This window comes from Streptomyces sp. NPDC048643, from assembly GCF_040650615.1.
Taxonomy (GTDB): Bacteria; Actinomycetota; Actinomycetes; order Streptomycetales; family Streptomycetaceae; genus Streptomyces.
Genome location: NZ_JBEZHO010000028.1, coordinates 84,651 through 108,019 on the forward strand (window position 1 = coordinate 84,651; position 23,369 = coordinate 108,019).

Below are 23,369 nucleotides of genomic sequence, written 5' to 3' on the forward strand. Positions count from 1 at the left end.
CACAGGTGTCGCCGCCGGGGCTGGGACGCCGTCCGTGAGACCGCGTACGACTCGGAAGGAACCAGCATGACGAAGTGGAACGACAGCGAGCTGGGGAAGATCGGCGCCGCCGAGGAACTCGACCTGCGGTCCGAACGCGCCGACGGCACGCTGCGCACCCCGGTGACCATGTGGGTGGTCCGTGTCGGCGACCAGCTCTACGTCCGCTCGGTCAAGGGCACCGACGGCCCCTGGTACCGAGGGACGCAGTCCCGCCACGAGGGCGTCGTCGAGGCGGGCGGTGTCCGGAAGGACGTCACCTTCGTCGACGCCGGGTCCGGCGAGTACGCCGATGTGGACGCCGCCTACCGCGCCAAGTACGGGCACTACACGACGATCATCGAGAACGTCCTCACCGAGCAGGCCCGCACCTCCACGCTACGGCTGGCTCCCCGCTGACGGCCTGTCCGCCGGCCTCCTGGCCGACGGACACCGGCGGATCGGCGCGCGACGGGAGACGGGGTTACTTCTCCCAGCCGACCGTCTCCGGAAGCGGGTTGTAGAAGATGGTCGCGCCGACGTTGGCGAGGCCCTTCTTGACTGCGTAGGTCGACGGTCCGCTGAACAGCGGAAGGAAGGCGTACTCCTGGAGTGCCGTGCGCTCGACCTTGTTGGCCGCCTCGGCCTGTTCGGCGAGGTCGGCGATGTCGGTGGTCGCGCGGATCCTCCTGTCCAGCTCGGGCGAACCCGCGCCGGTGATGTTGGAGTCACGGTCGGAGCAGTAGAAGTCGCACAGGTAGCGGGCGCCGAACGGGTCCATGGAGCGGTTACCCGAGAGGAAGAGGTCGAACTTGCGCTCGCTGAGGATGTTCGAGAAATCGGCCTCGTCGGCCTTCTTGATGGCGAGGCGGACGCCGACCGGCTTCAGCATCGCGGCGAAGGCGCCCGCGGTGGCGTTGTCCAGCGGGTCGTCGCCGAGGAGCGTGTAGCCGACCTCGAGCCGCTTGCCGTCCTTGACCCGGACGCCGTCACCGCCGGGCTTCCAACCCGCCGCGTCGAGCGCCTTCTCGGCCTTGTCCGGCGCGTACTTCAGGACGGACGAGACGTTGTCCTCGTAGCCCTTCTGGAAGCTGTACAGCACCGCCGAGCCGGGCAGCGGCTCCGTGTAGTCGAGTCCCTGGAACTGGATCTTCGCGATCTGCGCGCGGTCGATGCTCTGCTCCAGCGCCTTGCGCACGTCCTTGTCCGCGAGGACGGGGGACTCGGTGTTGAAGTAGAGCGAGTACTCGAAGGGGCTTCCGCCGCTGCGGATCTCCGTACCCTTGAGCCCCTTGACCTGCTTCAGGCTTTCGGCGTCGACAGCGGAGACGTAGTCCAACTGGCCGTTCTTGAAGGCGTTGACCGCCGCGGTCGACTCCAGGTTGACGTAGACGCGCTTGTCGAGCTTGCCCTTCCTGCCCCACCACTTCGGGTTGCGGACGAAGGTGATGTTCCCCGAGTGGGTGTCCCAGGTGCCGACCGTGTACGGTCCCGCGCCCCACTCCGGGTGGGCCTTCTTGACGTACGCCTTGTTGAAGTTGCCCACCGTGGCCGCCTTGGGATGCAGGAAGGTGGTGAACAGGCTGGACCAGGACGCGTCGACACCCTTGAAGGTGATGACGGCCTGCTTGGCGTCCGCGCCCTTCTCGACCGAGGTGATCCGGTCGTAGCCATCCGTGGACGACGCGGCGTAGTCCTTGTCGGAACCGTTGTTGGCCTTCCAGGTCGCCCTGATCGCGGTCCAGTCGATCGGTGTGCCGTCGTTGAACGCGGCCTTCGGGTTGATCGTGATCGTCACCTTCTGACGGCCGCCCGTGACGGACACCTTCACGTCGCTGTAGTAGTCCGGGTTGTACTTCACCTCGCCGGTCGGCGTGTAGGTGATCGCGTCGGCGTTGTACCAGGCCCAGACGCGTGCCGCGGTCAGGGTGGCGTTGACGTTGAACGGGTTGCCCTGGTCGTCGAAGGTACCGACCGTGGTGTACGTCCCGCCGTCCTTGATCCTGTCGTAGGGCGTGGGGTTGTAGTCGGCGGCGGCCGAGGCGGCCGACGGTGCGTGCTTCGCGTCCGGGCCCGTGGAGCCCTCGCCGGACGAGGACTGGCACGCGGTGGCGGCGACGGAGACGGCGGCGACGAGAGCGACGGGCAGGCCCAGTCTGGTGCGCATGGGGGATCGTTCCTTCTTGGTCGGTGAAGGGGGTGCGGGCGGGACCCGGTGGCCCAGGAGGGGGCCCCGGGTGCGGTGATGGACGGTCAAGTCCGCCTGGGCCGGGGTGGTGGGCGGCCGCAGGACGGGTGAAGGCAGTTCAGGCGCCGTGACAGGCGTACTCGTGGTGGGGTTGCCCGGTCACCCGCGTCGGCGACGGGCGTTCCGTACGGCAGCGTTGGCGTACGTCGTCCTCGGCGACGCGGTACAGCGGACAGCGGTCGACGAAGACGCATCCGGCGGGAAGGCGCGCCGCGTTCGGCTGCTCGCCCTCCAACACCACACGTTCGCGGGTGCGTTCGCGCACCGGGTCGGGCACGGGGATCGCCGACAGCAGTGCCCGGGTGTAGGGGTGCCGCGGATCGGAGAAGATCGTCTCGGTTTCGCCCGTCTCGACGATGTGGCCCAGGTACATCACCGCGATACGGTCCGAGATGTACCGGACCACGGCCAGGTCGTGCGCGACCACGAGGTAGGCCAGGCCGAGTTCGCGCTTGAGGCGGGCCAGCAGGTTGATCACGCCGGCCTGCACCGATACGTCCAGTGCCGAGAGCGGCTCGTCGAGGGCGAGCAGTTTCGGCTCTGTGGCCAGGGCGCGGGCGATGCCGACCCGTTGGCGCTGTCCGCCGGACAGCGCGGCCGGGAAGCGGTCGCTCACCGTGTCGTCCAGACCGACGAGACGCAGCAGTTCACGGACCCGCGAGCGGATCGACGCGCGGTCCCGCCCGACGGCTCGCAGCGGCTCGGCGAGCAACTGGAAGACGGGCAGCCGCGGATCCAGGGCTCCGAGGGGGTCCTGCATCACGATCTGTACGTCCTGGCGCAACTCCCTTACCCCTGCGGCGGAACGGAGGCTGCCGACATCGGTGCCCGCGATCTCGATCCGGCCGCCCTCCGGTCGCCTCAGCCGGAGGATCTCCAGCAGAGTCGTCGTCTTGCCGCTGCCGGACTCGCCGACCAGGCCCAGGGTCTCCCCGGCACGCAGCTCGAAACCGACCCGGTTGACCGCCTGCAGCGTTCCGACGCGGCGCTTGAGGAGGGCACCCTTGGTGACCGGGAAGGTCTTGACGAGGTCCTCGACACGGAGCACGACCTCGCCCACCTGCGGACCGCCCGAGCCCTCGGGCGACTCGACGGGTGCCACGCCGCCCGTGGGATCGAGGGTGCCCTCGGCGATGTCCGTGGCCCGCAGACAGGCCACGTGTCCGTGTCCGGTGACGTGCCGCAGTTCCGGTTCGCCGGAGCGGCACGCGTCGACGGCGACCGCGCAGCGCCTGGCGAAGGCGCAGCCGTCCGGGAGGCCCACCAGGGCGGGCGGCTCCCCGCCGATGGGGACCAGCGGCCGACGGACGCCGCCGTCCACGGTCGGAACCGCGCCGAGCAACCGCGCGGTGTAGGGCATCGTGGGGCGGCGGAACAACTCCTCGACGCCGGCCCGCTCCACGAAGCGGCCCGCGTACATGACCGCGACGTCGTCCGCGTGACCGGCGACGACCCCGAGGTCGTGGGTGATCAGGACGAGCCCGGCTCCCGTCTCCCGCTGGGCCAGGCGCAGTACGTCCAGGATCTGCGCCTGCACGGTGACGTCGAGCGCCGTGGTGGGTTCGTCGGCCACCAGCACGGACGGCTTGTTGGCGATCGCCATGGCGATGACCACGCGCTGCCGCATGCCGCCGGAGAACTCGTGCGGGAAGGAGGCGGCCCGGCCCCGCGCGTCGGGGATGCCGACGAGGTCGAGCAGCGCCACCGCCTGTTCCCAGGCCGCCCGTTTCGTCAGGCTCTGATGGACCCGCAGGGCGTCGGAGAGGAGCCGGCCCACGGAGTAGATGGGAGTGAGCGCGGACAGGGGGTCCTGGAACACCATGCCGATGGAGTCGCCCCGTACCTCCGACAGCGCCTTGTCGCCGAGGCCGACCAGGTCGCGCCCGTCGAGCAGTACCCGGCCGCTCAGAGCGGCCGAGGGCGGCAGGAGGCCCATGATGCCCATCGCGGTCGCGGACTTGCCCGAGCCGGACTCGCCCACGATGCAGAGGGTCCGGCCGGGCAGCAGGTCGAAGCTCACGCCGCGTACCGCCTCGACGGTCCCGGCCTCGGACGGGAAGGAGATCCGCAGGTCTCGTACGGACAGCACGGGGGTGGCGTCGGCCGGCGGCACCGGGTCGAGCAGAGGGGTCGCGAGCGTCATCGTCGGCCTCCTGCCGAGCCGGTCACCGCGGTGGGGTCGAGGGCGTCGGGCAGGCCGTCGCCGATGAACGTCATCGACACGGTGAGCAGGACGACCAACCCCGCGGGGAAGGCGAAGAGCCAGGGAGCGCTGGTGACGGAGCTCGCCCCGTCCGCGAGCATCGTGCCGAGCGACACGTCCGGGGTCTGGACCCCGAACCCGAGGAAGGACAGGGCGGTTTCGCTCAGCACGGTCGCGACGACACCGAGCGTCAGATTGACGATCAGGAGCGATCCCAGGTTCGGAATGATGTGACGGAGGATGACGCGCATCGGGCGGACGCCCATGAACTCCGCCGCCGTGACATAGTCCCGTTCCCGCAGTGAGGTCGACACGGACCAGATCACGCGCGCCGTCGACATCCACCCGAACACGGTCAGGACGACGATGAGGACGCGCCAGTCGCCGGCCAGGCGGTGCGAGACGAGAGCGAGGATGAGGAACGAGGGCACGATCAGCAGGAAGTGGATGACGGCGAGCGTCACCCTTTCGACGCGGCCCCCGAAGTACGCGGCACCCGAGCCGATGACCGCGGCCACGACGATCGTGAGCACGGAGACGCTCACGGCGATCGTCAGGGAGCGCCGGAGACCGTGCACGGCGCACGCGTACATGTCGTTGCCGCCCTGGTTGGTACCGAACCAGTGCCGGGCGCTCGGTGGTTGGGTGAGCGCGGTGAAGTCGGCATCGGTATGGGCGTAGGAGGTCAACAGTCCCCCTACGGCACTGAACAGCACCAGCAGGAAGAGGATCACCACGCCCGCGACCGCGAGACGGTTGCGCAGGAACCGCCGCGCGTAGAGCCGGCCGAGACCGAGGTCGGTGCGCCTGCCCGCAGGGCGGGGCATCTCCTCGATCGGCGTGCCTGCCGCGCGGGTTGACGAGTTCGTCGCCGTGTTCGCGGCCACGTCAGCTCACCCGCACTCTCGGGTCGAGGAAGACGGTGGCGATGTCGGCGAGGATCGCGCCGACCGCGGTGAGCGCCGCGGCGAACGCGGCCGTCGCGACCGTGCCGTGTACGTCGTTCTTGCTGATGGTCTGGATGAACTAGCGGCCCATGCCGTTCCAGCCGAAGATCGTCTCGGTGATGATGGCGCCCGTGAAGATGGCGGGGACGCTGAACGCCACGGAGGCCGCGGTGGGGATGAGCGCGGTCCTCAGCGCGTGCCTGCGGATCGCCTTGGTCCGCGTGAGCCCCGTGGCCTGCGCGGTGCGCACGAAGTCGGCGTTGATCGTGTCCAACAGCAGGGACCGCTGCGTCAGGTGGTAGCCGACGTACCCCATCAGCGTGAGCGTCAGGGTCGGCAGGATCAGGTGCAGGAGCCGGTCCCCGATCGTCGGGAGGAGTCCATGGACGTCGGGGGAGTTCTCGCCCGCGACGTAGAGGAAGTGCAGCCCTGCGTGCTGGTTCAGCCAGATGGCGACGAAGACGACGGCGAGCGCGGCGACGGACGTCGGGACGTTGAACACCGCGATGGACACCGCCTGCGAGATCCGGTCCGCCCAGCCGTACTGGCGTGCGGCGGTGTGGACCCCGAGCGCGACGCCGATCACCACGGACAGGACGGTCGCGACGACGACCAACTCCGCGCTGACGAGGGAGCGGTAGCCGACCTCGCCGTTGACGGAGACGCCGGTGGGGGACCTGCCCCAGTCGAAGTGCAGGGTCACCGAGGTGAGCCAGTCCCACCAGCGGTGGATCAGCGGCACGCGCGGATCCAGGTTGTACGGCGCGAGGGCGCGGTCGATCTGGGCTTCGCTGCGCACGGGGCGCAGCTCCTTGAAGTTGGACCGTGGGTCGAGGAACCAACTGGCCAGGAAGTAGGTCGCGTTGGTGGCGACCACGATCATCAGGAGCCAGCCGGCCGCTTTGCGCGTCACATGGCGCAGCACGGGCGGCACCCCCTCACCACACACGAGAGGTGCGCCTGGGGAGCGCTGGGGAGACAGGACGAGTGCATGCGTGGTGGAGCTTTCTGCGCGTACGGATCGGAGCCACGAGGGGGCGGGCTCCACCTTGGTCCGTACTTTGTGGCGGCCACCAGGTTTTCGCAGGTCCTGCCATGAGCCCGTCATGTTGCCGTAGCAAACAATCCGGCGTACAACGCACATTGGATGATCTTGACACGTCCGGCCGTCAGGTGAACGGTCGTTCGCACGCCGGGGCCGCTTCGGTCGGCGGCGTGCGAACGGCCCCCGGCGTCAGAGGACTTCGGCGAGCCTGCCGGTGGCCACGTCGAAGACGAAGCCCCGGATCCCGTCCTTGTGCACGATGAACGGGTCCGCCTTGATCCGGGCGATCGACTGCCGGACGTCGGTGTCCAGATCGTCGAAGGCCTCCGCGGCCCACGGCGGACGGATGCCGGTGTCCTTCTGGACGGTGTCCTTGAACCCGTCGTCCGTGAAGGTCAGCATGCCGCAGTCGGTGTGGTGGATGAGGATGATCTCCTCGGTTCCCAGGAGGCGTTGGCTGATGGCGAGCGAGCGGATCTCGTCCGGGGTGACCACTCCTCCGGCGTTGCGGATGACGTGGGCCTCGCCGTCCCCGAGGCCGAGGATGTCGTACACGTTCAGCCGGGCGTCCATGCACGCCACGACGGCGAGTTGCTTGGCGGGCGGCAGGGGCAGGGGGCCGGAGAAGGTCTCGGCGTAGCGGGCGTTGTTGGCCAGGAGCTCATCGGTCACGGACATGACGGACCTCGGTTCTCGTGATGCGGATCGGGCGGGGAGGGGGCACCCGCGGCTCCGGGGCGCCCGGACCGCGGGGTGTGGTCACACTCCCCGGCGACACAGCCCGTCGTAGAGATCATCACGACGCGAGGGCCAGAAGCCCGTCAGCGTGGTGGCAAAGGGATGCATCACTCCAGTGAACTCCCCGGCGACCGCATCGGCAATGCGATGCGTGTTCGGGCGACCCGGACACGCCGTGATACGCCGTGATACGCCACGGTTCCACAGCGTGGACAGCTCCTGGTGCGATGCCGTCCCGCTGCTGTACAACTTTCCTCGTGATCCACGAAACGTTGGTGCGCCGCCTGGTCGTCGACCTGTGCCGCCGTGCTGTTTCGTGTTGTTGATCCTCCACGCCTGAGGCACCGCAACCGTCCGGGACACGTCCCGGCGCGGTAGGCCTCGTTCCGGCTGCCGTCGCCCGGCCGCATCGCCCGTCCCCGGGTTCCGCCCCGCCGTGCGCGCGGGCGCGTTCGCCCATCCCCTTCCGAGGCCCGTGGAGGTCCTCCGTGCCCACGGCACCCGCTGTGCCCGAAGTCCTGCGCGACACCACCGAGACCGAGCCGCCCGGCGTCCGCCGCCGCGCTCCGTCCCGGCTGTTCGCCACGTCCCGTCGACTCGCGCTGCCCGTCGGCTCCCTCCTGCTGTTCCTCCTCGGCTGGCAGGCGGTCGCGGCGAGCGGCGCGTGGAGCGAGACACTCGTCCCTCCGCCGGCCAAGGTGTGGGCCGCGTTCGTCGACGTGTCCACGACCCACGACGGGGTGCGCGGTTACAACGGCACCTACCTCGTGGAGCATCTGGGCATCAGCCTGCGCCGCATCGCGTTCGGAGCGGGCATCGGCATCGTGCTCGGCGTGCTCTTCGGGTTGGTCATGGGCACGATCGGCTGGGTGCGCTCGCTGTTCGAGCCGTGGATCACCTTCCTGCGTACGCTGCCGCCGCTGGCCTACTTCTCCCTCCTGATCGTCTGGCTGGGCATCAACGAGGAACCGAAGATCACGCTGTTGGCCGTGGCGGCCTTCCCTCCGGTCGCGGTCGCCACCACCACGGCCGTCGCCGCCGCGCCCCGCCACCTCCAGGAGGCGGCCCGTGCACTCGGTGCCTCGCGCGGAGAAGTCGTCAGGGACGTCGTCCTGCCGTCCGCCCTTCCGGAGATCTTCACCGGCGTCCGGCTCGCCGTCGGGGTGGCGTACTCGTCCCTCGTCGCCGCCGAACTGGTCAACGGCCTGCCGGGCATCGGCGGCATGGTCAAGGACGCCGCCAACTACAACAACACCCCCGTCGTCCTGGTCGGGATCGCCGCCATCGGTGTCTCCGGCCTGGTCATCGACGGACTGCTGCTGTGGCTCGAACGCACCGTCGTGCCCTGGCGCGGCCACGGCTGACAGCCGCCCGTCCGCGCTCCCCCCTAAGACGCTCGCCCCCACAGACACCGTGTCTACCCGCAGCTCCGTCCGCTCCCGCCGCCCGGCGCGGCACCGCCCCTCCCCAGAAACGGCTTCCCATGAGTTCTTCGGCGTCCAGAGCCCTCAACGGCACCTCTGCGGGCCGGCCGACCCGCCGCGCCCTGCTCGCCGCCGCTCTCGGCGCGGCCTCCGTCGCCGTCGCCGGCTGCTCGTCCGACGACGGCGGATCGTCGGGCGCGTCCAAGCGCCTGCGCATCGGCTACTTCGCCTTCCCCAGCGGCGACCTGCTGGTCAAGAACCAGAAGCTGCTGGAGAAGGCGCTGCCGGACCACAGGATCAGCTGGATCAAGTTCGATTCGGGCGCCAGCGTCAACCAGGCCTTCATCGGCGGCTCCCTCGACATAGCCGCCCTCGGGTCGAGCCCGTTCGCCCGTGGCATCGCCGGCTCGGCACCGATTCCGTACAAGGTCGCGTTCGTCCTCGACGTGGCCGGCGAGAACGAGGCACTGGTCGCCCGCAAGGACGCCGGAATCACCGAGGTGGCGGGTCTCAAGGGAAAGACGATCGCCACTCCCTTCGCCTCGACCTCGCACTACAGCCTGCTGGCCGCGCTGGACGAAGCCGGTCTCAAGGCCTCCGACGTGAAACTGATCGACCTCCAGCCGCAGCCCATCCTCGCCGCCTGGCAGCGCGGTGACATCGACGCGGCCTACGTGTGGCTGCCGACCCTCGACGAACTGCGCAAGACCGGCGTGCAGTTGGTGAGCAGCAAGGAGATCGGATCGCGCGGAAAGCCCACACTCGACCTGGCCGTGGTGTCAGAAGCGCTGATCGCGAAGGATCCCCGGGCCATCGAGACGTGGCGTCGTGTCGAGGCCGACGGCCTGCGCCGGCTGAAGTCCGACCCCGAGGGGTCGGCCAAGGCCATCGCCAACGAACTCGGCATCAGCCTCGCCGACGCCAAGGCCCAACTGACGCAAGGGGTCTTCCTCACCCCGCGCCAGGTCGCCTCGGCCGACTGGCTCGGCACCGACGGCAACCCCGGCAGATTGGCCTCCTACCTGACCGACACGGGAGCGTTCCTCGCCGGTCAGAAGCAGATCGGCACCGCGCCCTCCGCGGACACCGTCCGCAAGGCGTTCTACCTCAAGGGGCTGCCCGATGGCGTCAAGTGAGGCCCGCCGCAAGGATCGGACCACGGAGACCGACGTCCCGCGAGCCGGCGAACGTCCTGGCGGGGTGCGGCTCACGAACGTCACCCACCGCTACGGCAGGGGAGCCGAGGCCGTCACCGCGGTGGGCCCGGTCGAACTGGACGTCCCGCCGGGGGAGTTCCTCGTCCTCGTCGGGGCGTCGGGCTGCGGCAAGAGCACGCTGCTGCGCCTGATCGCCGGGTTCGAGCGGCCCACACAGGGCACCGTCCGCGTCTCGGGCGCCGAGCCCCGGCCCGGCCGGGCCGCCGGCATCGTCTTCCAGCAGCCACGCCTCTTCCCGTGGCGCACGGTCGGCGGCAACGTCGACCTCGCGCTGCGGTACGCGCGAGTGCCCAGGGACCAGTGGGGGCCGCGCCGTGCCGAGCTGCTGGAACGGGTCGGGCTCGAAGGCACCGACAGACGGCGGGTCTGGGAGATCTCCGGCGGTCAGCAGCAACGCGTCGCCATAGCCCGCGCCCTGGCCGCCGAGAACCCGCTCTTCCTCCTGGACGAACCCTTCGGCGCGCTGGACGCCCTGACCCGCGAACGCCTTCAGGACGATGTGCGCCGGGTGACGGCCCAGACCGGCCGTACGGCGGTGTTCGTCACCCACTCCGCGGACGAGGCCGTCTTCCTCGGATCCCGCGTGGTGGTCCTCAGCAGGCGTCCCGGCACGGTCGTCCTCGACCTGCCCGTCCCCCTGCCGCGGGGCGATGTCGACACCGAGGAACTGCGCGCCTCCGGCGAGTTCGCCGAACTGCGCAAGCGCGTCGCGCACGAGGTCAAGGCCGCCGCGGCCTGAGGCCACCCGGCGGCCGACGAGAACGAGTGACCAACCCGAACGAGTACCAACCGAACGAGTACCAACCCGATGGAAGGAGCGACGGCATGACCGTCATCAGCGAGCAGACGCACGAGGCAGAGCCGATCCCGGCACACCGGAGCGACAGCGCGGGACTGCGCGTCGTCCCGCTCGGGCCGAGCTTCGGCGCCGAGGTGCACGACGTCGACCTCGGCCGACTGGACGACGACCAGGTCGCGGCGCTGCGGACAGCACTGGTCACGCACAAGGTGCTCTTCCTCCCCGGCCAGGACATCGACGACCGTGCGCAGATCGACTTCGGACGGCGACTCGGCGAGCTGACCGTCGGCCACCCGGTCCACGACTCGGGCGACGTGCCCGACGAGGTGTACTCCCTCGACAGCCAGGACAACGGCTTCGCCGACGTCTGGCACACCGACGTGACGTTCGTACGCCGCCCCCCGGCCGTCTCCGTCCTGCGCGCCGTGGTCCTTCCGCCCCGCGGCGGCGACACGTCGTGGGCCGACAGCCAGCTGGCCTACGAGTCGCTGACGCCCGGAGTGCGCGCGCTGATCGACCCGCTCACCGCCGTGCACGACGGCAGCCGCGAGTTCGGCTACTACCTCGCCCAGCAGCGCAAGGGCCGCGGAAACCTGTGGGAGGGAGAGGTGTTCACGGACCTGGTCCCGGTGGAGCACCCGGTGGTCCGCGTGCATCCGGAGAGCGGACGCAAGGGTCTGTTCGTGAACCCCGGCTTCACCTCACACATCGCCGGGGTCTCCGAGCACGAGAGCCGCGGCATCCTCGACATCCTCTACGCCCACCTCACCAAGCCCGAGCACACCGTCCGCCACCGCTGGCAGCCCGGCGACGTGGCGATCTGGGACAACCGCGCCACCTCCCACTACGCCAACCGCGACTACGGCGACCGGCACCGGGTCATGCACCGCATCACCCTGCGCGGCGACGTACCCGTCGGTCCTACGACGACACCGTCCCCGGCTTTCGGGGGCTAGGGCTGGCCGAGTGCTCCCGCCCCGAAGGGGCCGCCGGTGTCAGTCCGACGGAAGCTCGCCCTGGGCGATCTCCACGCCGCGGTGCACCGAGACGGCCCCGGCCAGGGCGGAGCCGCCGGCCAGGCCGATCACGGTCGCGACGATCAGCAGGGCAGGGACCAGGCGGCGGGCGGGTGCATGGGTGAGGAGAGCCTTCACACGCGCGGGGACCGGTCCGCTGACGGCGCCCGGGGTGAAACCGGGCCGCACGGTGCGTGCGCGGGTGGTGGCCAGCGCCGCGTGTCCGACGGCGTGCGCGGTCAGGGTTCTGTCACCGGCGGTGCGCGCCGCGGCCTCGTCCGCCGCGCGCTCGGCGGCGAAGGACACGTGACGGGTGACGGCCGCGAGGGCCGGGTGGCACCGGCCGGCCAGCTGCGCGGCGGCGAGGAAGAGGTGATGCCGTCCGGCGAGGTGGGCGCGCTCGTGGGCGAACAGGACTCCTCGCTCGCCGGGGTTCAGCGCGCGCAGCATGCCGGTGGTCACCACGATGCGGTCGGCACCGCGACGGCCACCGGGCAGGGCGTAGGCGTCGGGCCGGGCGTCGTCGATGACACAGAGACCGCCGGCGTCCGGGACGCCGGCGATGTCGAGGCGCGCCGCGCGCAGCCGACGTACCTCCGAAAGGGCGCTGCGTACGCCGGTGACGCACAGGACGGCCAGGGCGGCGCCCGCGAGGACCGAGACGCCCAGGACCGGGCCCGCGGGTCCGGCGTCGAGCGGGTGGACCAGATGCGCGAGGCCGGCGACGGCCGGGACCGAGAGGGCCAGGGGAAGCAGCAGGACGCCCAGGCAGGCCAGTACTCCCACGGCCAGCGCCGCGGATGCGGAGGTAAGGGCCCACAGGGCCGTCTCCGGGCGGATCCGGTCGACGACGCGCCGGGCCAGCGGCGGCAGCGCGAAGGGCAGGACGAGCGGAACGAGCAGGAGGGCGATCACCGCCCGCCCCCCTCCAGAAGGCGTCGCAGCTCCGCCTCGTCGTCGGGGCTGAGGCGCTCGACGAAGCGGGCCAGCGCGATGCTCCGGTCGCCGTCCTGGTCGAGTTCGCGGTGCATCCTCCGGGCGGTCAGGCCGTGGGAGTCCGCGACGGGGAAGTAGGCGTACCCGCGTGCGGCGGGGTCGCGGCCCACCGCGCCCTTCTCGTACAGACGGACGAGGAGGGTGGCCACCGTCGTGCGGGCCAGGGACTGCGGTATGGCGGCTCTGACCTGCGCGGCCGACAGCGGCTTCCCCGCGGCCCACAGGGCCGCGAGCACGCTGGCCTCCAGCTCGCCCGCCGGCCTGCGCTCACCGTCGGAGTCCGTCATCGCTTGGTCCTTCCCCGATATCGCCTGCGGCACCGTGCGCCGACTACAAAATGGTAGACGCTCGGCTCGCCGGGCGGGCCGCGGAGGAGCGGAACACCCCGCTTCACCGGGCCGACGGCCTACGAGGCGTCAATCGGAGAGCGGTCGCCCGACTCGATCCGCGGGCCCGGGATCGGTCAGGACGCCGCGAGGAACGTGTCCACGAGCCGCCGTGCCCAGTCGGGCGAAGCGGGCCGGGCGCTGAAGATCGCCCGGTAGTACAGCGGGCCGAGCAGGGAGTCCACGGCGCTCTCGACGTCCGGCGCGTCACCGCCCCGGGAACGCTCGCGCTCGATGATGGCGCTGAGCTGTTCGTGCCGGTCCGCCGTGCAGGCACAGCCGCCCTCCGGCCCGGAGCCGATCGTGGCGCGCATGAGCGCGAGTGTGTCCGGGTCGGTGAGGTCGGTCGCCACGTCCTCCATCCATCGCTCCAGGTCGCCGCTGAGCGAACCGGAGTCCGGCACGACCACGTCACCGCTGAACCTGCTGGTGGCGACGTCGTTCAGCAGCTGCGCGGCCGAGCCCCAGCGTCGGTAGACGGTCGTGGCGTGCACGCCCGCGCGGGCGGCGACGGCCGGGATCGTCAGGGCCTCGGAGGGCTCCTCCGCGAGGAGTTCGCCGACGGCGCGATGGACGGCCGCCCGCACCTTCGCGGAGCGGCCACCGGGACGTACCTGAGCTGAAACGTCAACCATGACGGAATTATCGCACTGATCGCTGCGTTAGTGCTAGCGTCGTTAACGCATTGATCGCTGCGTTTGGAGAGAGTCGCCATGCCCGGTTCCGCCCCGCCCCAGAGCACGACCTCCCCGGTCACCGTCGACGCCCCGCCCGGCCGTGGCCGTCGCGAGCTCGGCCGCCCGGCCGCCTTCGTCGCGCTGGCCGTCGTCTTCGTCCTCTTCATGGCCGCGTCCAGTGCGCCGTCCCCGCTCTACGTCGTCTACCAACAGGAATGGCACTTCTCCGCGACCACCCTCACCACCGTCTTCGCGGTCTACGTGCTGGGGATGATCGCGGCCCTCCTGGTGCTGGGCGCCCTCTCCGACCACCTCGGCCGCCGTCCAGTGCTGCTGTCCGCCATAGCCCTCGAAGCGGTGTCCATGGTCCTGTTCCTCACCGCGGACGACATCGGCCCGCTGATGGTCGCGCGACTGGTCCAGGGCATCGCGACCGGCGCCGCCATGACCGCCCTCGGTGCCGCGCTCGCCGACCTCAACCCCGCCCACGCGCCACACCGGGCCGGCGTCGTCACCGGCGCCGCTCCCACCTTCGGGCTCGGACTGGGCGCGCTCGGCTGCGGATTCCTCGTCCAGTACGGGCCGCACCCCACCCGTCTCGTGTACGCGCTGCTGCTGGCCGGTCTGGTCGTCGCCGGGGCGCTGCTCCTGGCGCTTCCCGAGACCTCGCTCCGCCGCCCCGGTGCCGCCCGCTCCCTGCAGCCTCGCCTCAAGGTCGCCACGCACCTGCGGGCCGACCTGCTGGGGCTGGTGCCGATCCTCGTCGCGAGCTGGGCGCTCGGTGGCCTCTACCTCTCGCTGGGGCCGTCCGTCGCCGCCGGGCTGTTCGGACTCTCCAACCACGTCGTCGGCGGCCTGGTCGTCACACTCCTGACCGTGCCGGCGTCCCTGACCGCACTGGCGCTGCGCGGCTGGCCCGTCGGGCGCACCCTGGCGCTCGGCGCGAGCCTCCTGCTCGCCGGCACCGCCGTCGCCCTGTCCGGGGTCGAGGAGCACTCCCTGACCCTGGCGGCGCTGGGCACCGTCATCGCGGGCGTCGGCTTCGGCGCCTCGGCGCTGGCCAGCTTCGGCACCCTGGCCCGGATAGCCGCCCCGGCCGAACGCGGCGAACTGCTCTCCGTCGCCTTCGTGATCTCGTACGTGTCCTTCAGCGTGCCCGCCGTGATCGCCGGGATCGCCGTCACCCACACCGGCTTGCACGAGACCTCTGTCGTCTACGCCGGGACGGTCGCGTTCCTGGCCGCCCTCGCCCTGATCGCCCAGTGGCTCCGCTCGCAGCGCACACCGGCCCGGCGCACCAGCCCGCAGGCGTGACGGACCCCGGCGGGGCCTGACGCGGGACACGCAGCCTGATGTCCGCCTGCCCGGCGGGTGTCAGGCCGCGTCGGTCTGCCGCTCGCTCCGCCGGTTCCGCTCGGGCACGGCGGCGTCCGCCTTGGCGCCCTTGATCAGGCGGAGATGTCGAGTGCGCGCGTGCCGTGCCGCGTGCGTCGGCGCGTCGTTCAGCACCCGGTCTTCGAGACGGTCCATCGCGTAGAGCAGGGCTCCCTGGGCCGGCAGCAACAGAAGAGCGACCACGATCACCACCATCCCCCCTTCGGTCGACGTTGACCGGCGGGTGCCCCGGAGTCGCCGTTATCACTGAACCCATTGCGTGGAGGTTCGGTGACCGACGGACGGGGCGCAGGGGGCACAGCGGCGAACGCGTCGGACAGTCGCCCGGAACGCCGATGCGCCCGACTCCGTCCAACGCGTAGGCTCACAGGCGGAGTTGACGAGAAGTGCGCTGTTCCTGCGCCGGGGAGGTCGGACCGATGGAGCGTTCCGCTGGATCGCGGGCGGACGAGGAAGAGGTCCTGGCCCGCATCGCCAAGGGACTTGTCTACACGGAGTCCGAAGCGGCGTTCCAGAACGCACGGCGCCGCACCGACGAGATCTTCGCCTACAACCACACACCGCCGAGTGAGCCGGAGAAGCGGCGGGCCCTGCTCCTGGCCATCCTGGGGTCCGTGGGAGAGCGCACGGTCCTGCTGCCCCCCTTTCACGCGGGGTTCGGGAGCAACGTCCACATCGGCGACGACTTCTTCGGCAACGTGAACCTGACGTTCGTCGACGACGTGGGCATCCGCATCGGCGACAGCGTCATGATCGCGCCCAGCGTCACCCTGACCACGACCGGACACCCCGTACACCCCGCCCGACGTGTGGACTTCGCCAGGTTCTCGGAGCCGATCGTGATCGAGGACAAGGTCTGGATCGGCAGCAACGCGGTCGTCCTGCCCGGCGTCCGCGTCGGATACGGATCGGTCGTCGGCGCCGGCAGTGTCGTCAGCCGCGACATCCCGCCCATGAGCGTCGCGGTCGGAACCCCGTGCCGCGTGCTCCGTCAGGTCACGGACGAGGACTTGAGGACACGCGCCGTCGGCGACCTCGACAGCTGAGAAGGGCGGCGGGGGCCCGCGTACGCGTCACCGGCGCCCCGTCCGTCATTCGTTGGGCGCGGCGTTGGTGATCGCGGAGAGGACGGAGTCGGGCTCGCTCTCGACGGCGATGTCCCCGAGGGTGACGATGCCGACAGGGAGCCCGTCGTCGACGACGGGGATGCGCCGGACGGCGCGTTGACGCATGAGGCCGATCGCCCGGTCGAGGTCGTCGTCGGGGGAGACGGTGACCAGTACGTCACTGCAGGCCTGCTCCGCCGTCACCTGGTCGATGTTCCCGCCCTGGCACATCACACGGACCACCAGATCCCGGTCGGTGACGACACCGCGGAGCCGCCCGCGCTCGGTGACCAGCACGGCGCCGATGTCCTCGTCGCGCATGTACCGGGCGACCTCGGTGACGGGAGTCCGGGGCGAGACCGACCGCGGGGGTCCGGTCATCACGTCGCGCACTGCCTCGGTCATCGCATCGCCTTTCGCCATGAAGACAGCTCTCTTCGCTTCCAACAGCCGTCCGGCCCCCTCGACTTCGTCGATCACTGCTCCGCCTGGACCCGGTCGGCCTGTGCCTCGAGAAGCACAAGTGCCCACGGACGGCGTCGGCAGTCGGGACGGGCGGCGACGGAGTTCCCGGCTCCGCGCGGCCGGAGGCCCCCAACCGCCCTCAGATCAGCCGCGCCCCCGGATCCAGCAGTGCCAGGCCCAGTGGAGTGACCGTGTGGACGACCGTCTTCCCGTCGCGCCGACTGGTGATCAGGTCCGCCTTGCGCAGGACGGACGTGTGGTGGCTCGCTGTCGCCGGCGAGATCCTCAGGCGCCGGGCCAGGTCCGTCGTTCCGCAGCCGCCGACGGTGGCGCGCAGGACCGCGGTCCGGGTGCGTCCCAGCAGGTCGTCGAGCGGGTCGGCGCCGGGTTCGCCGATCCCTTCCCACAAGGTGGTGCCGTCGAGCGTGTCCCGCACGCTCGGGATGGCCAGGACGGGTGGCTGGTCCGGGTCCAGCGGCGCCTGGAGGAGTTCGATCTCCTGGGAGGAGAACAAGGTCGGTGCGATGACGAGACCCCGACCGCCCAAGTACACGTCCGCGTCCCGCGGATGCCGTATTTCGAGCACCGGTGGCCGCCAGCGGACAAGCGGCCCGCAGAGGGACGCGAGGAGACGGTCGACCCCCCCCTCGGCCAGGGAACTCACGTACCCCGCGCGGGTCTCCGTGAGATGGGCGCGCACCTTGGCCCAGTACGGCGCGACGGTCAGGCCGTGACAGGCCCGCAGAGCCGACGCGACCTGGAGCCGGGCCTCACGGTCGCCGTCCACCAGGTTCCGCGCGAAGGACCGGTACGCGGGATGGAAGTCGATGTTCTCGAGCTCGATGCGCACCAATTCGCGCGGTGCTCCGAGCAGATGCTCCACCGCCTCGTCGATGGACGACGAACGGCCCGCCAGACTCACGACGTCGACCAGGGGTCCTCGGGACGGCATCAACGCGGCCAGTGGGAGGGCCTGTTCGCCCAGCCGGCCCCGGACCGCCACCTGCCAGCGCCGGAAGGCGAGACCGCCGCCGCGGTCCATCAGCATCCGCACGCTGTCGAACGTCTCAGCAGCCACACCGATGGTGGGGGCCACCCGGGTCCGCATGAGGTCCTCGGCAGTGAAATGGATCCGCTTCACCGAGTGCCCCGTCCGCTGTGCCGTCGTACACACAGCAGTCTCGGTTCAGGGTGGCGATCCGCGCAACGATCAATCAGGCCAGAGATGCCGGGGCGGTCCCAGTGACGCCGGGACCGGCGCACGGATGTGGTCGGCTCTGCCGGTGCCCGCAGGGGGCATGGTGGAGGCCCGGTAGGCAGTGAACGCCCCTGCCCACCAAGTCCGTTCAGATTCCCCGCGCGTCCGCCAGGACACTCGCCTGCTCCATCATGCGGGTCGGTTCACGGCCGTCGGCCCAGGCGTCGTTGAAGGTGGGCACCGACTCCACCGACGGACCGAACCTGCGGCGGATCGCCTCCAGCAGCACCTCCATGGCCTGCGCCTCCAGACGGCGGTCGCCGCCGGACTCCCTGCGGATCGCGCCCTGCGAGCACAGGGCCCCGTCCTCGTCGACCAGCGCTCCCGCGCACCAGCCTGCCTCCCGCAGCCGCAGGGAGGCTCGGTGCAGGAGCCCCGCGACCGGCGTCGCGTACGGACCGGGGGTCCACGCCGGCGCGGTGGGAGCGGGTGCGATCCGGGACCAGTCGACCGGCACCGTGTCGATGTGCGCGGTGTTGACCTCGTAGGCCACCGCCGCCACCGTGAGCCGGGCGTCCATATGCCGCTTCACGGCCTCCAACCGTGCCTCCAGCCCGTGGAGGCGGCTGTGTTCGGGGCTCTTGTCGGGGGGCGGCGGGGCGCCGCTCGGCGGATCTGTCGGGACCGGGGCCGGTGTCGCGCAGGGAGAGAGCTGCATGCTGGATGGATTCCAGCCGGACGCCCGCGCCCAGCACCGCCGGACGGGTGACGCAGAGCACGGAGCGGTCGCGACCGCAACTCGGGCAGGGCCTACTCGGTGGTCGTCGAGCGGGCCCGCCACAGGTCGCGGAGCAGGGCGATCTCGGCCATGTGGTGGATGAACTCGAGGTTGGCCCCGGCCAGGACCGAGACGTACGGATCGTCGGGGTCGGAGCCGTACGGGTACTGCGAGAAGCCGACCGTGTCGAGCTGCTCCTCCGTGACCGTGGCGACGCTGTCGCGCCAGCGGTCGATCAGCGCCCAGAACCGTTCGAGGGCGAGGGCAGCCGAGGGAGTGAAATCGACCAGCTGCCTCGGCTCCCGGCGCCGTTCGCCGAAGGTCCACTCCCAGCCGCCCTGGAAGTGGAAGTGCAGGTGGGCGATGCGCCACGCGATGGTCGTGACCGGCGTCTCGTCGGGCTCCGGCTCGCCGGTGTGGGCGAGGACCTCCCGCACCCGCTCGACGCTCACACTCCAGTCCTCAGCGATCTTGTCGACCGTCATGCCGTCCGCCGCCTGCCGGGCGACCTCGGCGTACTCGCTCGCCGGGATGTCCGCGGCGCCCAGGTCCATCACCCACGCGCCCGGCCCGAACGCCCTGGGCGTCGTCGCCTCGGCACGGGGGCGGAGCGACCAGCTTCCCGGCACCGGCTCCCACAGGTACTCCTCGTCACCGAGTCCCGTGAGCCGAACCTGGGCCGCCTCCCTCGCCTTGTCGAACTGTTCCAGCAACAGGCCCAAGCGATCCGTGCGCGTGCCCTCGGTCCCCATGTCCGGCCCTTCCGCGGTCGCGTGTCGTGCCCCACACAGGGCAGGGCGGAACCTAACGGCTCGCGGCGCGGGGACGCGACCCATTTCCCGCCCGGAGCCAGGCGTCGCGATTCATGACCCGCACCGCTGAATCGCAGCGGACCCAGCGGTTGGACTTCGCCCCGGAGGCGGCGCAGAGTTGACTCGTACCCCTTTCGAACAGCGAAAAGGGCCGATACCTGTCGCCGGCGGAGAACACACCATGAGCCACGTCCCTGATCCCAAGCGCTACGACGGCACCATGCGCTACCGGCGCACCGGCCGCTCCGGACTCGACCTGCCGCTCCTGTCCCTCGGGTACTGGCACAACTTCGGCGACGACAAGCCGTTCGAGACACAACGGGAGATCGCCCTGCGGGCGTTCGACCTCGGGATCACGCACCACGACCTGGCGAACAACTACGGGCCGCCGTACGGCTCGGCGGAGATCAACTTCGGCCGGCTGATGCGGCAGGACCTGAAGCCGTACCGCGACGAGCTGGTCGTCTCCACGAAGGCCGGCTGGGACATGTGGCCCGGCCCGTACGGCCAGGGCGGCGGCTCCCGCAAGTACGTGCTCGCCTCGCTGGACCAGTCCCTCAGCCGAATGGGCCTGGACTACGTCGACATCTTCTACTCCCACCGGCTGGACCCCACCACGCCGCTGGAGGAGACGATGACCGCCCTCGACACCGCGGTCCGCCAGGGCAAGGCCCTCTACGTCGGCATCTCCTCCTACGACACGGAGCGCAGCCGCCAGGCGGCCGCCATCCTGCGTGAACTGGGCACGCCCCTGCTGATCCACCAGCCCTCGTACAACATGCTCAACCGGTGGATCGAGACCGACGGTCTCCTCGACGCCGCCGACGACGAGGGCTTCGGTGTCATCGGCTTCACCGCGCTCGCACAGGGGCTCCTCACCGGCCGCTACCTCGACGGTGTCCCGAAGGACTCGCGGGCCGCCCAGGACAAGTCCTTCGACACGGGGTGGCTCTCCGAGGAGACCCTGCGCCGTCTGCGGGCCCTCAACGACATCGCCGGGCGGCGGGGCCAGAGCCTCGCCCAGATGGCACTCGCCTGGGCGCTGCGCGACGAGCGGGTCACCTCCCTCGTGATCGGCGCCTCCCGTACCGAACAGCTGGAGCAGAACGTCGCGGCGCTCGACAACCTCGACTTCTCCGAGGAAGAGCTGCGCGAGATCGACGAGCTGACCGTCGGCAGCTTCAGCGTCGACCTGTGGAGCGACGCCCGCCAGGGCACTCTCGACAGCTGACCCGCCGATCGCCCCCCGTCGTCGAACGAGCCGACGGCGGGCCGAACGGCTCCGACGCTCCGCCCGCCTCCGGTGCCCCCGTACGCACGCGTACGGGGGCACCACGCGTCAGTGGTGGCCCATCGGAAAGGAACGTGGACCTGCCCGGGAACTCGCTCGTGTCTGCGGACGACTGTCTGAGGGCAGCGGCCGAAGTGCGGCCGGTGCGGGGCGTCGTCGCGGCGGATCTTCCGCGGACGTCGCTCTGCCTGAACGCTGACGGCGCCTTGTGCGCCGCCGACAGAGCGAGGTCCGACCATGTCCGTCAGCTCCGAGATACCCGACCTGCCCGGCGCGGGCACCGAAAGACCGGAGACCGGAGTCCGACCGCCCGCACCGGCGGGGCGCCGGACGGGCCTCGGCGCGCTCCTGCTGCGGCTCCACTTCTATGCCGGTGTCCTGGTGGCGCCGTTCCTGCTCGTCGCCGCGGTGACCGGCCTCCTGTACACCTTCACGCCGCAGCTCGACGCGTTCGTCTACGACAAGGAGTTGAGCGTCGCCCAGACCGGCGACAGCACCAGGCCGCTCGCCGGACAGGTGGCCGCCGCGCGGGCCGAGCACCCCACCGGCACGCTGATCGCCGTCCGGCCGGGAACGGGCGACGCGACCACGCAGGTGGACTTCGCACTGCCCGAGCTGGGCGAGAAGGCGCACACGGTCTACGTCGACCCGTACACGGACGCGGTGACGGGGCAGCTGACCACTTGGTACGGCAGCACTCCGCTGACGACGTGGCTGGACGACCTCCACCGGAACCTGCACCTGGGCACGGCCGGCCGGTACTACTCGGAGTTCGCCGCCAGTTGGCTGTGGGTCCTGGTGCTCGGCGGGCTGGTCCTGTGGTGGCGCAGGCAACGCGGAACCCGGACGGCACGTCGACTGCTGCTGCCGGACCGGACGGCGAAGCAGGGGGTACGGCGCACCAGAAGCCTGCACGCCGTGACGGGTGTGTGGCTCGGGGTCGGCCTGCTCGCCCTCTCCGCGACCGGCTTGACCTGGTCGCGCTTCGCCGGCGAGCACTTCTCCGAGGCGCTCGACTCGCTGCGGTCCGGCACCCCCGGCGTGTCCACCACCCTGTCCGGCTCCTCGGCCGGTGCGACGAGCGGCCACGACCACGACGGCGGCGGGACGGACCCCCACAAGACCAACGGGGTCGACCCCGCCGCCGTCGACGGCGTCCTCGACGCGGCCCGCGACGACGGCCTGGCCGGCCCGGTCGAGATCGCCGTACCGCAGGACGGCGCCACGGCGTGGACCGTCTCGCAGACCCGCGACCTCTGGCCCGTCGGTCGCGACAGCCTCGCGGTCGACGCCTCCACCGACCAGGTCGTCGACCGGGTGGACTTCGCCGACTGGCCACTGCTGTCCAAGCTGACGCGCTGGGGCATCAACGTCCACATGGGCACCCTCTTCGGCCTCGCCAACCAGGTTCTGCTGGCCGTCCTGGCCGCCGGTCTGATCTCCGTGATCATCTGGGGCTATCGCATGTGGTGGCAGCGCCGTCCCACCCGCGCCGACCGCCGTGCTCCCCTCGGCGCGCCGCCCGCCCGCGGTGCCTGGCGCGGTGTGCCGTCGGCGGGCCTGGCCGTCGGTGTCGTCGCCGTCGTGGCGCTCGGCTGGGCACTGCCGCTGTTCGGCATCCCGCTGGCAGCGTTCCTCGTGGTCGACCTCGTCACCGGGGTCGTACGCCGCGGCCGGGCCACGCCGACCGCACCGACGTCCTCCGGAGGTCGACCGTGACGAGCGATCCCGCACCGGACCGGAACACCGACGTCGTACGACGGTCAGGAGCGGACTCGTGATCGCGGCGAGCGGACTGCGCTGGACCCTCACCCTGGTGTTCGCCCTGACCACGGCCCACGGGTTCTGGCGCGCCGTCATGCCCAGGACCGGCAGAGCCGATCGGGTGGACCACGCGCTGCACACCGCCATGGGGCTCGCCATGATCGCGATGGTCTGGCCGTGGGGCATGGACCTCGCGGCGGGACCGCAGGTCGCGGTCTTCGGCGCCGGCGCCCTCTGGTTCGTGTGCGCCGCGCCGTTCCGGAGCCGCGACGGGGCCCGACTCAAGGGGATGCCCGGCGCGCTGGCCCAAGCCGTCCTGATGGGGGCCATGGCATGGATGGTGACGCTGATGGACTCCGGAGGCATGGGCGACGGGGCCGGGGGAGGCGGCGCCATGCAGGGCATGCCGGGAATGGACATGTCGGGAAGCGCCGGGGCGGCCACCATGACGCTCACCGACGCCGGTCCCAAGGCAGCGGCAGCACTCCTCGCCCTCGCGTCGACGGGGTTCGCGCTGTGGTGGCTGACGCTGGCCTTCGACCGTGCCCGGGCCGTTCCCGCGACTGCGACTGCGACTGCGACTGTGACTGCGACCGGCCCGGCGCCGGGCGGCGGCGAAGCGGCGCTGGGCCCCGCGTGTCATGCCGCGATGGCACTCGGGATGGCGGCGATGTTCGTCCTGCTCCTCTGAACCGGCCTGCGGCCAGGGGGCGTTGACGCGGCCGGCGGACGATGATGGGCACCGTCCCGACCACCCCGAGCAGTCGGCCCGCGCAACACCCTCATCGAGATGAACCTCTCCCTCGTCCGGTACGCGGCGGCGCGCTTCCGCAGCCGCAGCCAGGG

Annotated in this window: 22 protein-coding genes and 1 pseudogene; 10 read left to right on the top strand and 13 right to left on the bottom strand. The window is 71.1% G+C overall.

All coding sequences use genetic code 11. The annotated features are described in order from the left end of the window. Positions 1 to 66: 66 nt before the first annotated feature. Positions 67 to 438 carry a DUF2255 family protein gene (locus AB0C62_RS25695; RefSeq protein WP_362976870.1) on the top strand — a complete coding sequence of 124 codons (372 nt, stop codon included), beginning with the start codon at positions 67 to 69 and terminating at the stop codon, positions 436 to 438. A gap of 64 nt (positions 439 to 502) precedes the next feature. On the opposite strand, the gene AB0C62_RS25700 is transcribed toward AB0C62_RS25695, so the two are convergent. The 5 genes and pseudogenes from AB0C62_RS25700 to AB0C62_RS25720 all read right to left on the bottom strand — a co-directional run bounded on the left by AB0C62_RS25700 (position 503) and on the right by AB0C62_RS25720 (position 7,139). Further along, entirely contained in the window at positions 503 to 2,185 is a 1,683-nt protein-coding gene (locus AB0C62_RS25700) for an ABC transporter family substrate-binding protein (RefSeq protein ID WP_362976872.1), read from the bottom strand. Between the two features lie 139 nt (positions 2,186 to 2,324). Further along, the gene (locus AB0C62_RS25705; RefSeq protein WP_362976874.1) at positions 2,325 to 4,409 is read right to left on the bottom strand and encodes an ABC transporter ATP-binding protein; all 2,085 of its coding nucleotides are present in this window, start codon (positions 4,407 to 4,409) and stop codon (positions 2,325 to 2,327) included. Beyond that, on the bottom strand, positions 4,406 to 5,296 hold the full coding sequence (locus AB0C62_RS25710; RefSeq protein WP_362976916.1) for an ABC transporter permease: 891 nt from the start codon (positions 5,294 to 5,296) through the stop codon (positions 4,406 to 4,408). The genes AB0C62_RS25705 and AB0C62_RS25710 overlap by 4 nt, the downstream gene beginning before the upstream one ends. Before the next feature lie 61 nt (positions 5,297 to 5,357). Next, a pseudogene (locus tag AB0C62_RS25715) lies at positions 5,358 to 6,341 on the bottom strand (ABC transporter permease). A gap of 309 nt (positions 6,342 to 6,650) precedes the next feature. Then, on the bottom strand, positions 6,651 to 7,139 hold the full coding sequence (locus AB0C62_RS25720) for a carbonic anhydrase (RefSeq protein WP_362976876.1): 489 nt from the start codon (positions 7,137 to 7,139) through the stop codon (positions 6,651 to 6,653). Between the two features lie 548 nt (positions 7,140 to 7,687). Between AB0C62_RS25720 and AB0C62_RS25725 the strand changes: the two genes are divergently transcribed. The 4 genes from AB0C62_RS25725 (at position 7,688) to AB0C62_RS25740 (ending at position 11,595) form a co-directional block, all read left to right on the top strand. After that, positions 7,688 to 8,563: an ABC transporter permease gene (locus AB0C62_RS25725; protein WP_362976878.1), complete on the top strand. Its 876-nt coding sequence runs from the start codon at positions 7,688 to 7,690 to the stop codon at positions 8,561 to 8,563. A gap of 182 nt (positions 8,564 to 8,745) precedes the next feature. Beyond that, positions 8,746 to 9,759 (top strand): ABC transporter substrate-binding protein, encoded by a 1,014-nt coding sequence (locus AB0C62_RS25730; protein WP_362976918.1) that lies wholly within the window; start codon positions 8,746 to 8,748, stop codon positions 9,757 to 9,759. Positions 9,760 to 9,823: 64 nt separating this feature from the next. Continuing rightward, positions 9,824 to 10,579, top strand: a complete 756-nt coding sequence (locus AB0C62_RS25735; protein WP_362976920.1) for an ABC transporter ATP-binding protein — start codon at positions 9,824 to 9,826, stop codon at positions 10,577 to 10,579. An 86-nt stretch (positions 10,580 to 10,665) separates the two neighbouring features. Beyond that, positions 10,666 to 11,595 carry a TauD/TfdA family dioxygenase gene (locus AB0C62_RS25740; RefSeq protein ID WP_362976880.1) on the top strand — a complete coding sequence of 310 codons (930 nt, stop codon included), beginning with the start codon at positions 10,666 to 10,668 and terminating at the stop codon, positions 11,593 to 11,595. Positions 11,596 to 11,634: 39 nt separating this feature from the next. Here the strand turns inward: AB0C62_RS25740 and AB0C62_RS25745 are convergent, their stop codons facing one another. From AB0C62_RS25745 to AB0C62_RS25755, 3 genes are all read right to left on the bottom strand, one after another. Further along, the gene (locus AB0C62_RS25745) at positions 11,635 to 12,570 is read right to left on the bottom strand and encodes a M48 family metalloprotease (RefSeq protein WP_362976882.1); all 936 of its coding nucleotides are present in this window, start codon (positions 12,568 to 12,570) and stop codon (positions 11,635 to 11,637) included. Next, the gene (locus AB0C62_RS25750; RefSeq protein ID WP_362976884.1) at positions 12,567 to 12,938 is read right to left on the bottom strand and encodes a BlaI/MecI/CopY family transcriptional regulator; all 372 of its coding nucleotides are present in this window, start codon (positions 12,936 to 12,938) and stop codon (positions 12,567 to 12,569) included. The genes AB0C62_RS25745 and AB0C62_RS25750 overlap by 4 nt, the downstream gene beginning before the upstream one ends. A gap of 176 nt (positions 12,939 to 13,114) precedes the next feature. Then, positions 13,115 to 13,672: a TetR/AcrR family transcriptional regulator gene (locus tag AB0C62_RS25755; protein WP_362976886.1), complete on the bottom strand. Its 558-nt coding sequence runs from the start codon at positions 13,670 to 13,672 to the stop codon at positions 13,115 to 13,117. A 78-nt stretch (positions 13,673 to 13,750) separates the two neighbouring features. Here AB0C62_RS25755 and AB0C62_RS25760 point away from each other — a divergent pair, with 78 nt between their 5' ends. Then, on the top strand, positions 13,751 to 15,028 hold the full coding sequence (locus AB0C62_RS25760; RefSeq protein WP_362976888.1) for an MFS transporter: 1,278 nt from the start codon (positions 13,751 to 13,753) through the stop codon (positions 15,026 to 15,028). A gap of 60 nt (positions 15,029 to 15,088) precedes the next feature. Here the strand turns inward: AB0C62_RS25760 and AB0C62_RS25765 are convergent, their stop codons facing one another. Continuing rightward, complete coding sequence (locus AB0C62_RS25765; protein WP_362976890.1) at positions 15,089 to 15,292, bottom strand: hypothetical protein; 204 nt, start codon at positions 15,290 to 15,292, stop codon at positions 15,089 to 15,091. Between the two features lie 236 nt (positions 15,293 to 15,528). On the opposite strand from AB0C62_RS25765, the gene AB0C62_RS25770 reads away from it, so the two are divergent. Continuing rightward, positions 15,529 to 16,155: a sugar O-acetyltransferase gene (locus AB0C62_RS25770; RefSeq protein ID WP_362976892.1), complete on the top strand. Its 627-nt coding sequence runs from the start codon at positions 15,529 to 15,531 to the stop codon at positions 16,153 to 16,155. Positions 16,156 to 16,200: 45 nt separating this feature from the next. On the opposite strand, the gene AB0C62_RS25775 is transcribed toward AB0C62_RS25770, so the two are convergent. The 4 genes from AB0C62_RS25775 to AB0C62_RS25790 form a co-directional block, all read right to left on the bottom strand. After that, on the bottom strand, positions 16,201 to 16,620 hold the full coding sequence (locus AB0C62_RS25775; protein WP_362976894.1) for a CBS domain-containing protein: 420 nt from the start codon (positions 16,618 to 16,620) through the stop codon (positions 16,201 to 16,203). A gap of 199 nt (positions 16,621 to 16,819) precedes the next feature. Further along, positions 16,820 to 17,821 (bottom strand): helix-turn-helix domain-containing protein, encoded by a 1,002-nt coding sequence (locus AB0C62_RS25780; protein WP_362976896.1) that lies wholly within the window; start codon positions 17,819 to 17,821, stop codon positions 16,820 to 16,822. A 205-nt stretch (positions 17,822 to 18,026) separates the two neighbouring features. Next, complete coding sequence (locus AB0C62_RS25785) at positions 18,027 to 18,596, bottom strand: hypothetical protein (RefSeq protein WP_362976898.1); 570 nt, start codon at positions 18,594 to 18,596, stop codon at positions 18,027 to 18,029. 92 nt (positions 18,597 to 18,688) lie between these two features. After that, positions 18,689 to 19,408 (bottom strand): DinB family protein, encoded by a 720-nt coding sequence (locus AB0C62_RS25790; protein ID WP_362976900.1) that lies wholly within the window; start codon positions 19,406 to 19,408, stop codon positions 18,689 to 18,691. 241 nt (positions 19,409 to 19,649) lie between these two features. Here AB0C62_RS25790 and mgrA point away from each other — a divergent pair, with 241 nt between their 5' ends. The 3 genes from mgrA (at position 19,650) to AB0C62_RS25805 (ending at position 23,214) form a co-directional block, all read left to right on the top strand. Further along, positions 19,650 to 20,699 (top strand): L-glyceraldehyde 3-phosphate reductase, encoded by a 1,050-nt coding sequence (gene mgrA / locus AB0C62_RS25795; protein ID WP_362976902.1) that lies wholly within the window; start codon positions 19,650 to 19,652, stop codon positions 20,697 to 20,699. A 297-nt stretch (positions 20,700 to 20,996) separates the two neighbouring features. Further along, on the top strand, positions 20,997 to 22,478 hold the full coding sequence (locus AB0C62_RS25800; protein ID WP_362976904.1) for a PepSY-associated TM helix domain-containing protein: 1,482 nt from the start codon (positions 20,997 to 20,999) through the stop codon (positions 22,476 to 22,478). A gap of 58 nt (positions 22,479 to 22,536) precedes the next feature. After that, positions 22,537 to 23,214, top strand: coding sequence for a DUF5134 domain-containing protein (locus AB0C62_RS25805; protein ID WP_362976906.1), 678 nt, complete (start codon positions 22,537 to 22,539; stop codon positions 23,212 to 23,214). Positions 23,215 to 23,369: the final 155 nt, after the last annotated feature.

Coding starts and splice junctions, on each gene's coding strand:
- AB0C62_RS25720 (WP_362976876.1), bottom strand. CDS start 7,139: ATGTCCGTGACCGATGAGCTCCTGGCCAACAACGCCCGCTACGCCGAG.
- AB0C62_RS25710 (WP_362976916.1), bottom strand. CDS start 5,296: ATGCCCCGCCCTGCGGGCAGGCGCACCGACCTCGGTCTCGGCCGGCTC.
- AB0C62_RS25770 (WP_362976892.1), top strand. CDS start 15,529: ATGGAGCGTTCCGCTGGATCGCGGGCGGACGAGGAAGAGGTCCTGGCC.
- AB0C62_RS25760 (WP_362976888.1), top strand. CDS start 13,751: ATGCCCGGTTCCGCCCCGCCCCAGAGCACGACCTCCCCGGTCACCGTC.
- AB0C62_RS25695 (WP_362976870.1), top strand. CDS start 67: ATGACGAAGTGGAACGACAGCGAGCTGGGGAAGATCGGCGCCGCCGAG.
- AB0C62_RS25700 (WP_362976872.1), bottom strand. CDS start 2,185: ATGCGCACCAGACTGGGCCTGCCCGTCGCTCTCGTCGCCGCCGTCTCC.
- AB0C62_RS25705 (WP_362976874.1), bottom strand. CDS start 4,409: ATGACGCTCGCGACCCCTCTGCTCGACCCGGTGCCGCCGGCCGACGCC.
- AB0C62_RS25790 (WP_362976900.1), bottom strand. CDS start 19,408: ATGGGGACCGAGGGCACGCGCACGGATCGCTTGGGCCTGTTGCTGGAA.
- AB0C62_RS25775 (WP_362976894.1), bottom strand. CDS start 16,620: ATGACCGAGGCAGTGCGCGACGTGATGACCGGACCCCCGCGGTCGGTC.
- AB0C62_RS25740 (WP_362976880.1), top strand. CDS start 10,666: ATGACCGTCATCAGCGAGCAGACGCACGAGGCAGAGCCGATCCCGGCA.
- AB0C62_RS25750 (WP_362976884.1), bottom strand. CDS start 12,938: ATGACGGACTCCGACGGTGAGCGCAGGCCGGCGGGCGAGCTGGAGGCC.
- AB0C62_RS25800 (WP_362976904.1), top strand. CDS start 20,997: ATGTCCGTCAGCTCCGAGATACCCGACCTGCCCGGCGCGGGCACCGAA.
- AB0C62_RS25755 (WP_362976886.1), bottom strand. CDS start 13,672: ATGGTTGACGTTTCAGCTCAGGTACGTCCCGGTGGCCGCTCCGCGAAG.
- AB0C62_RS25785 (WP_362976898.1), bottom strand. CDS start 18,596: ATGCAGCTCTCTCCCTGCGCGACACCGGCCCCGGTCCCGACAGATCCG.
- mgrA (WP_362976902.1), top strand. CDS start 19,650: ATGAGCCACGTCCCTGATCCCAAGCGCTACGACGGCACCATGCGCTAC.